Origin of the sequence: Algivirga pacifica, from assembly GCF_039543525.1 — a bacterium.
Lineage (GTDB): Bacteria > Bacteroidota > Bacteroidia > Cytophagales > Flammeovirgaceae > Algivirga > Algivirga pacifica.
In genome coordinates this window covers 1-9,855 of the sequence record NZ_BAABJX010000069.1, presented here as the reverse complement: position 1 = coordinate 9,855, position 9,855 = coordinate 1, and the positions used below count along the sequence as shown (strand labels likewise).

At 40.7% G+C, this 9,855-nt stretch carries 5 protein-coding genes; all 5 read left to right on the top strand.

Annotated features, from left to right (window positions below; all coding sequences use genetic code 11):
- Positions 1-544: 544 nt before the first annotated feature.
- The 5 genes from ABD985_RS20840 to ABD985_RS20820 all read left to right on the top strand — a co-directional run bounded on the left by ABD985_RS20840 (position 545) and on the right by ABD985_RS20820 (position 9,732).
- Entirely contained in the window at positions 545-2,698 is a 2,154-nt protein-coding gene (locus ABD985_RS20840; protein ID WP_345375214.1) for a TonB-dependent receptor plug domain-containing protein, read from the top strand.
- Between the two features lie 135 nt (positions 2,699-2,833).
- On the top strand, positions 2,834-4,111 hold the full coding sequence (locus tag ABD985_RS20835; protein ID WP_345375212.1) for an ABC transporter substrate-binding protein: 1,278 nt from the start codon (positions 2,834-2,836) through the stop codon (positions 4,109-4,111).
- 28 nt (positions 4,112-4,139) lie between these two features.
- Complete coding sequence (locus ABD985_RS20830) at positions 4,140-6,554, top strand: tetratricopeptide repeat protein (protein WP_345375211.1); 2,415 nt, start codon at positions 4,140-4,142, stop codon at positions 6,552-6,554.
- A gap of 654 nt (positions 6,555-7,208) precedes the next feature.
- Entirely contained in the window at positions 7,209-8,462 is a 1,254-nt protein-coding gene (locus ABD985_RS20825; RefSeq protein WP_345375209.1) for a porin, read from the top strand.
- A gap of 43 nt (positions 8,463-8,505) precedes the next feature.
- Entirely contained in the window at positions 8,506-9,732 is a 1,227-nt protein-coding gene (locus ABD985_RS20820; protein ID WP_345375208.1) for a Na/Pi symporter, read from the top strand.
- Positions 9,733-9,855 lie beyond the last annotated feature (123 nt).

Sequence of the window (9,855 nt, the reverse complement as noted above, 5' to 3'; positions counted from 1 at the left end):
ATTTATTGATTGCATCTTCATTGCAATAGTAAAAACTGTAGCTCAGCAAAACGTTATAATCAGAAAAAAGTAAAATACTCCTATACATGATAGCTAAGATTAATGTGATGGTATCATGCAGATAATGAATCGATTATCCATCCTTCCTCCTTCTTTTTTAAGCGGTTTGAAAGTAGTGCTTAACTATAAATTCACTTAGAGCTTGTTTGGAATACTGATTTAGACAGAGAAAATTTCTATAACCTGTTCAAATTGATTCAAATTTAGAGCGCACGCAGTGAGAATAGTGGTTCTATTTACGGAAAATTTGAGTCGATTTGAACAGTGATTAGAGGAATTTTCTATCTGAAGACGTATGCCAAACAAGCTCTAAGCAATCAGCCTGCCAGAGTACTATTCTATGTAGATGAATTTTGCGTAATATTATTCTGAAAATTGTGGTATATTAGGGATTATTTGTAATATTAAAGTTTGGAATGCTACGATTGTATTGTCGTAAGTTATAAAAGAGCTAAAAACGAAAGACAACCAAACTATTTTTTATATGAACTCACTGGCTGCAAGGATATTTGGAGGCTGTATATGGCTTTGCTGTACCTTTATAGTAGTGAATGCTACCCAAGCCCAAATACAGGGCTTAGGTGAGTTGCAGTTTTCCATTGCGGCCTTGAATCAAGAGGCAGTCATACAGGAGCAAGAAGTAGTGACGGCTACCAAGATTGCTCAAACCCTTAAGGAGGCTCCGGCAACTATTACCGTTATTACTGCAGAAGAAATTAAACAAAGGGGGTACAGTAGCCTTTCAGACGTATTACAAGGAGTCGCAGGAATCTATCAATTAACTGACCACACCAATGTCAACCTGGGAGTGAGGGGAGTGAACGGAGGATTGAGGGCAAATTCAAGAATCATTAAGCTGATGATTAATGGACAGCAGGTCGCTTTTCGCCCTTACAATGCCAATTTTTTAACGGAGTCTTTGATTCCCATACAGATGATCAAACGGGTAGAAGTATTAAGAGGAGCTAGCTCAGCGCTTTTTGGTGCTAATGCTTACCTGGGGGTTATCAACGTTATTACCCATCAGCCTAGAGATTATAGGGAAGCACAAACAGGAGAGGTACGTTTGGGGGGGAATAAGTTAGGGGATAATTATGGAGAGGAGTATTCTTTATACCTTACCAGGCAATTGACCACAAAGACAGCGGTTAGTGTAGCTTTTAATAATACGGTTCAACGTTTTGATGGGTTGGAGGTGCAAAACCTTCCGGATAGAATAACTCCTTTATATTCGGGAAAGACCAAGGATGCTTATAGGTTAGGGCGAAGCTTTTACACAGAAGTAAATCACCGTTTCGATAATAATGCCCTTTTTTCTTTCGATGCCTCAGTACAGCATCACGAAGGAAATGCAGGGTTTAAAGATTGGGGAGTATTGGAAGAGGGAAATTATCTGAATTACGCTCATTTCTATGCTCGAGGACGTTATGAACGTAATTTCGGAAAAAATACTGTTTGGAAAAGTAGTGTCACCTGGGCGGCGGGTAGTCCTGCAGATGCAGAGCGACTGACGCTTAACCAAAGAGATTTTGGGGATTGGGTAGAGCGAAAAGTAAACTTCAATGCCTTAGATTTCTCTACGTACCTTAATACGGACTTCAAGGCTGGAAACCTTACTGCTGGAGTAGACTATACCACTGACAAGCAACAGCTATTGGTCTTTGAACGCTACTTTCAGGATGGAGAAAATATAGGGATGGCGGCATATGACCCCTTAGGGGCAAAACGATTCAATAATATTGGGGTGTATTTACAAGGAATCTACTATCCATTTCATGACACCCTGGATAATCGTCGCCTTTATATGATGACTGGAATACGTTATGACCATCATAATATTTATGGAGATGTACTGAACTATCGATTGGCGGCAGTATATCGACTGTATCGACAGTTGTATGTCAAGGCGATTTATGGTACCTCTTTTATGGCTCCTGCTCCAACACAATTGTATAGGGTATCTCTTCCTGCGGATGTGATTGGTAATGAGGAACTCAAGCCCGAGCGAGCGCGTACCATGGAGTTAGCCTTAAATGGGGAGATTTCCCAAGGGATCACGCTCTCTGCAAATATTTATTATACTCGTGTAGATGACAAGGTAGAGTTGGTGCGTCAGGATGCGGCAAGCTTGAATGTAATCCCTGTCAATAAAGCCACCATTCATAGTAAGGGAATAGAACTAGGGGGACGTTATAGTTATAAGTCATTTTGGACTTATGGGAATATGTCTTATCAACACAGTACCTACGACAAATACATGCACTTTGTCGGTAACTATAAGGAACACACTAGGCTTTATCCTGGGTGGATGACTAAGGCAGGAGTAGGCTATGCTTTATCTCAATACAAGGTGGCAGCAACACTAGAGGGACAATGGATTGGAGAGCGCTTGTCCAGTGAGCAGAATATTGTATTGAACGACGCGGTCAATGAGAACCCTTATGCGCTGGGGGCATATACGTTGATGAACCTGTATTTGTCTACGCACAACCTGAAGTTTATTCATGGGAAAGAGTTACGTATAGGATTTAAGGTAAACAACTTATTGAATACCTCTTATGCATTTCCAGGATTCAAAGGGTATGATATCCCAGGTTTTGGAAGAAATTATCAGTTAACTATTGCTCACGCTATTTGATACTACAGGCCTTCAGGTTAATCTAATTGTGGCCTGAGAAGCTTGTTTATCGTTTATATCTTACGTTAAGTAATGGATAAGGGATAGGCAATAACCGACAAACAAAATAACACTTATCTGAATTGAGAATACCGAATGCGAAGTAGAAATAATAAGATATGGCAAAGCCTGTTAATAGGCCTGTTGTATATATTATCGGGATGTAATATGCAGACCGGTGATCGTACACAAGTGCTTCCTGAGGACGCTATTGTCATTGGTTTATGTGTTCCTTTATCTGGTCAGAATAGTATCGCTGGGTTGGTAACAAGGAAGGCAGTGACCTTGGCAATAGAAGAGATCAATGCGAAAGGTGGAGTCCTCAATAGACCCTTGGCGCTATTGCCTTTGGATAGTGAAGGGAACCGTGCGTTGGCTGTTAGTAATGCTTCCCAAATGATTGACACCGGAGTGGTAGCGATTATAGGGGCTGTATCTTCATCAGTGACTACGGAGATTGCTAGTCAGGTGACTATTGATAAGAATATGGTCTTGATCTCTCCTCGATCGACTTCCCCCGTGATTTCTTCTATGGAGGATAATCAGACATTATGGCGAACGGTTGCCAGTGATATTTATCAAGCCAAGATTGCGGCAGAGGAAGCCTATGCCCAAGGGTATCGAAAGGTGAGTACATTATGTGTAGATAATGCATATGGGAATTTGTTGACAGAAGCATTTGTAGAAAACTTCCTTCGATTGGGAGGTAGCGTTTATCAACGGGTAAGTTATCCGGAATTGGAAAGTAGTGAACTAAACTTCTTTAGCTTTAAGGGGTATGTTGCACAGTTATTCGATTCGGAAGAATCCCCTGATATGGTCTATTGTGCCATGTACACAGAAGCTTCCAAGATTTCCAGTGAGATGGCCCCTTATTTGGAAGCGCATCAGGTTGGTGTAATGGTGAGCGAGTCTTCTTATCGAGATAACTTTTTGAATAACGCCGATGAGGTGTTTTTATCATTGGTAAGAGGTACGGTACCTTATTCTTTAAAGGAAGATGAAACGTATCAACAGTATGAGGCGGCTTATCGGGAGCGTTACTTGGGGGAGGAACCTCCAGCTTTAACTGCTACAGGGTATGATGCAGTTTACTTGCTAGCCTTGGCAATGGAGGCTGCAGGTAGTACGGATACCAATCAACTCAAACAGTATTTGGGAGAGGTGTCAGGACCAACAGGTGTAGCTGTTACAGCTTCACAGTGGGAGCAAGCAATTGATTTATTAAGGAGTAATCAAAAAATTAATTATGAAGGGGCTTCAGGGAAAATTGATTTTGATGAGAATGGCGATGTTACTAGTGGTAATTATGCTATCTGGTCAGTAAAGGAAGGCTCCTTTGTGATTGAAAAGGTAAAAAAATTCCCGGAATAAGCAGACTGCTTTTGAAATGGATATAAATGTGAAAAATAGAGGCTTGAAGATATTGCTGCTCCTGTGTTTATGGGGGATTGCTTTTTCGGCTTGGGGACAGAAAATGGAGGAGACCTCTTCTTTGTTGAAAAGAAAACAACATTTGAAGGTTGCTTTGCAGTCATCACTTGATCTCAATAACTATGAGCAGGCAATTCGTCTTCAAAGAAGGGTGTTAGCACTTACTTCTTCAGAAGAGGAGGATTATGTACAAGAGGTCTATAATACAGGATTGTTATATGAGGAATGGGGGGTCTACAAAGATGCTATTACATATTATCAACAAGTTTTGGCACAGGCCTTACCCACATCACCTCTTTGGCAGGAGTCGCAGGTAAAGCTTGCTGAATGTTATTTTTCATTGAATGAGTGGGAGCGCTCTTTAGAAGTGTATGAACAGGTATTGGAGAGGAGTATGGCTCAGCAAAATACAGGAGAGACTTCTTATAGCCTGGGGGCTATTGCCCGTTTGAATGAGTTGATGGGGGATTTTGAACAAGCATTGCAGTTTCATTTGAAACGATATCAGCTCGATGATGATAACGCAACCTTGGGTTTGATAGAAAAAGCAAGTAGGGCTAATAACCTGGGATATGCCTATCAACGTGTCCATCAGGCAGAGCAAGCGGCTTATTACCTCAATGAGGCTATCAGGTTGAAAGAGCAAGCAGGAGTAAAGCAAGAAATGCTGACTGCCTTGATTAACTTAGGTGTGGTGTATAATGGTGATAAGAAGTTATCGCAGGCACAAGAGGTATTTGAGAGAGCCCATGATTTAACACTGGAGCAGGGGCGTAAGGAGCAGGAAGTGATTGTATTGAGCTATCTGGCTAAACTTTATCAGAATCAGGGAAAGGAAGAGAAGTCCTTGAAGATATGGGAAGAAGTATTGGAGAAAGGGGATGAAGAGAGTCAATTGCTTCGCCCCAATATGGCACAGGCACATCAGGAACTAGGACAGCTTTTTTCTAAATATGGTATGTATCGAGAAGCTAATACTCAATACAATGCTGCTCATGAGTTGGAGAAAGTGATGATAGGGGATCGATATGGAGAACGTTTGGATAGCTTGAAAAAAGTAGTTGCTGCCAATACAATCGACAAGGAACTGAAATTGCTACAGATTGAAAAAGAGATCAAGCAGCTGGAACTGAAACAGCAACAGTTAGAGGATACGAATAAAGAACAGCAGATTCTTTTATTACAACAGCAGAAAGCAAAAGAGCAGTTGGAAAAAGAAAGAGCCTGGCAGTTAGTGGAAACCGAGCGTAACCTTTCTCAGATTCGTGGGCTGGAACATGCTAAAGCTCTTCTAGCTTTGGCAAATAAGAAAAAAGAACAAGAAGCGAAGCAACAGGCAGAAATATTCGCTAGAGAAAATCAATTGAAAGCAGAGCGAAATAGGGTACAGCGCTTGGAGTTAGAGGATATTCGACAACGACAAAAGTTGATACTTTTTGGCACTTTATTATTGTTCGTCGTCACGGCAGGGATTTTATATGCTTTTTTTCATATCCGAAAGAAAAACGCGCAGCTTAGAATCTCTAAGCAACAATTGACCGAGAATGCCGTGACCTTAACGGCCATGAACGAGCGTTTGCAGTACAATAGTGAAGTAATCGAAAACAAAAATCAGGAAATTTACTCCAGTCTGCAATATGCACAACGTATACAAACAGCGATGCTTCCTTCCTTGGAAGCTATAAGAGAGCATATCCCAGAGCTATTTGTTTTTTATAAACCTTATGATTTGGTGGGAGGAGACTTTTATTGGTTTTGGTATGAGGATCGCAAGAGCTTTTTGGCAGTAGCCGATTGTACCGGACATGGAGTGCCAGGGGCATTCTTGTCGATGATAGGTCACAAACTGTTGCAAGAGATCGTGGTAGAGAAAAAAAATCATCGACCGTCTGAAATATTAAGTCTTCTACATGAGGGAATGATGAAAGCATTGAGACAGCAAGATACGGGGAATAATGACGGTATGGATATTTCTTTGGTGGTGATCGATCATAAGGCAAGGGAACTACAGTTTGCCGGTGCACATCATTCTATGCTATACTTGGTAGAAGGGAAAGAAATGAACCACTTGAAAGGAAATAGAAGAGCGATCGGAGGAAGTATATATCAGAAAGAAGGAATGAGCGAAGACTTGTTTACGACACATACATTGCCAATGGAAGGAATAGCAACAATCTATCTGTATACGGATGGGTTTCAGGATCAATTCTCTCCTGCAGGTAAAAAGTATATGAATAAACGATTCAGGGACTTCCTTAAGAGTATTCATCACCGACGTATTTTTGATCAGGAGGAGTTGGTTGAACGGGAGTTTGAAAACTGGAAAGGAACCTTGGAGCGACAGACAGACGATGTCTTGGTCGTTGGCTTTAGAATCATGTAAGGGCGTCTCCAATGCTGTCAATTTAAGCTAAGAACTGGTCGTGGCGTCCTCGCTACGACTAAAATCATAACTTGAGCGTCCTCGCTCAAGGCCTTAAAAACGGGAGCGAGGACGCTCCCACTATGTTTAAGTCTTAGCCTGGAGGCTAAGACTAGTGTCTACCTTTTCTTAAATTGACAGCATTGAGGGCGTCCCTCATGGTCGCCCCGACAAAGGAGAAAGGATGAAGGAATGCTTCTTGTATAAAGGAGTATTTCTTCATCCTTTCTCCTTTTTTATTAAAAAATAGCTGAGATAAATACCATGCTTTGTTACGTACTGAGTGTTCAATGTTAACTTAATGTTACATGAATGTAATTTGGTAAATTACTGATAATCAAGTAATTATTACTTTTTAGTTACCAATGGCTCTTTTTAATGTTACATTCATTCATATAAGTACTAATCAATAATTAACACTTTTAAGTATCTGTATATCAATTATTTGTGAGTTATTTTGATTGATTTTAGGCTGCTTATGTTAATGTACGTTTACTTAATCATTTGTTAAAATAAGTTCGTTGGAATTTGGATTAAATCAAGCGAAAATTGCAACGGTTTAGGACACCAACTATCTTTTGAATTAGGACTTAGGATTAAGAATACAACAAAGTAATGACTAACATTTCAAAGTATTTTATTGCTACTGCACTTCTATTTGGTGCAGTTACAGGTCGCGCTGCGGCAACTTCAGGAGAAGATTCATTGAGAGTTTCAGAAGGAGACTCTACTGCTATTGCTGTGCCTGTTGAGAAGCATGTAGAGAAGAAGTCAGTGGTAAACTTTACAAATAAAAAGATTGGTAAGGTATTGACCATTGATCCTGTAGAGGGGAATGGAGGAACTTATAAATTTTCTTTGGAAGGACGTGTACAAACACGTTTTGATTTGAGTCGAGCTGCAGAGTCAGGAGAGTATTCACATAAACTGTGGTTTAGAAGAGCACGTTTGAAGTCATCGGGCCATATTTACTCTAAGAAACTAGGCTATAAAGTTGAGCTTGATTTGGTGAATAATGAAATCCTTGATGCAATTATTAAATATAAATTCGCTCCAAATACCACGCTTTGGGTAGGACAAACCAAATTAGATGGTAACAGAGAACGAGTAATTTCTTCCCAGAATCTACAATTCGTAGACCGTTCAAGACTAAACTCTAATTACAACATTGACCGAGATCTAGGGGTACAAGTACACCACCATATGAACTTGGGTGGATGGATTGTGCGTGAGTCTTTTGCTGTGTCTACTGGAGAAGGAAAGAATTATACTACCTATACAGGAGAACATACGATTAAGGAAGGTCTTTCTTACACAGGTCGTGTAGAAGTACTGCCTTTCGGAAAGTTTTCAGGTAAGAAAGGAGAGTACGTTTCTTCTGATCTTGAAAGAGAAGCAACACCAAAACTAGCCGTAGGTGCTACGTATAGTGTAAACGATAATGCATTTAGAGATAGAGGGCAGAGAGGTTCAGAGTTGAGCGCAAGCAGAGACCTATATGCATTCTTCGTAGATGCAATGTTCAAGTACAGAGGATTCTCAGCAATGGGTGAGTACGCTTACAGATCAACAGATGAGAGTGCTGTAGTGTTGAACACAGCAGAATCATTTGAAGCATTTAGAACAGGACAAGGTCTAAACCTGCAGGCAGGTTACTTGTTCAAGAATAATTTTGAAGTAGCTGGTCGTTTCACGCAAATCTGGCCAGAGCAAGATATTAGAAGACAAGAAGTAAAAGAATATACGTTGGGACTGTCCAAGTATATCATCGGACATAAAATTAAAGCACAAACGGATTTCTCGTACTCAGATTTCGCAACAGACGAGGACCAGCTAATGTGGAGATTACAGTTTGAAATTTCTATTTAAGAACGAAAAATAACAGAACGACAACAATTTCAATTACAGTATAATGGAAAAGCTAGCGAAGAACAAGAGCGGAGAAATTCTAGGTAGAGTTTTGATGCTGGTGGTGGTGATGTTTGTATTCTTGGTTTCTCTGAAATTGATGAGCTCAGGGTTCAAGATGATGGGTAAGGATACGGCGGAGAGCATCATGGGAGTAACTTCCAACCCATTCGTAGGATTGTTTGTAGGTTTGCTTGCAACCGCTCTGGTACAAAGTAGCTCGACAACAACTGCAATGATTGTGGCGATCGTAGCTTCAGGTAGTTTGCCTTTAGCAAGTGCTGTACCAATGATCATGGGTGCCAATATCGGAACGAGTGTAACGAGTACTATCGTAGCCTTGGGACACCTTTCGGATAAGTCAGAGTTCAAGAAAGCGATTAGTGCTGCAACAGTTCACGATTTCTTTAACCTGATTGTCGTAGCGATTTTGTTCCCGCTAGAACTAGCATTTGGCGTATTGTCTACACCGGGACAATTGGTGGCAGATATGTTCTATGTAGATGGAGCAGAGAAAACGGAGATCTTCAGTATCATGGGGGTAACGGTAAAACCTGCAGCTAAGTTTTTGATCTCTCTATTCAATAAAAACGTAGTAATCGTATTGATCGTAGCGGTTGGATTGCTATTCGTTTCTCTAAAAGCATTTACATCTATCTTGAAGAAAATCTTGGTAGGTAACTCTCAGAAGAACCTTGAGAAATACGTTTTCGCTAAGCCAATCCAATCATTGACTTGGGGTATGTTGATTACGGCGGGCGTACAGTCTAGTTCAGTAACGACTTCTTTGGCTGTACCTTTGGTAGCAGCGAACAAAATTACACTTCGCAAAGCATTCCCATTCTTGATGGGAGCTAACATCGGAACAACAGTAACAGCTCTTTTGGCAGCTATGTCAGGAACAGAAGCAGGTTTGGCAATTGCACTTTGTCACCTATTCTTCAACTTGTTCGGAGTGTTGATCCTATTCCCAGTGAAGATTTTCAGAAATATTCCAATCTGGTGTGCTGAAACACTAGGTGCTGCAGCAATGAAGAACAGATTTATCGGATTTGCTTACGTATTGGTAGTATTCTTCCTAATCCCATTTGCCTTGATTTCTACAACCACTGACGCAACAGCGACTGCACAAGCAGCAGTTCCACAAACAGAAGTGGTATCAGATACTGCAGTTGTGACTGACAGTGCTGCAACAGTAGAAGTAACAGAAGAAGTAAAATCGTCATTGTAATTCGTGACTGATTAATCATATAATATAACGTAAAAAGCCTCCTTTTTGGAGGCTTTTTGCTTTAGTGTGCCGTGCATGGTATTTGGCTAGGTGGTGCAAGTCCACTGTGGGGGATGGTAGTTC

Coding starts and splice junctions, on each gene's coding strand:
- ABD985_RS20820 (WP_345375208.1), top strand. CDS start 8,506: ATGGAAAAGCTAGCGAAGAACAAGAGCGGAGAAATTCTAGGTAGAGTT.
- ABD985_RS20835 (WP_345375212.1), top strand. CDS start 2,834: ATGCGAAGTAGAAATAATAAGATATGGCAAAGCCTGTTAATAGGCCTG.
- ABD985_RS20840 (WP_345375214.1), top strand. CDS start 545: ATGAACTCACTGGCTGCAAGGATATTTGGAGGCTGTATATGGCTTTGC.
- ABD985_RS20825 (WP_345375209.1), top strand. CDS start 7,209: ATGACTAACATTTCAAAGTATTTTATTGCTACTGCACTTCTATTTGGT.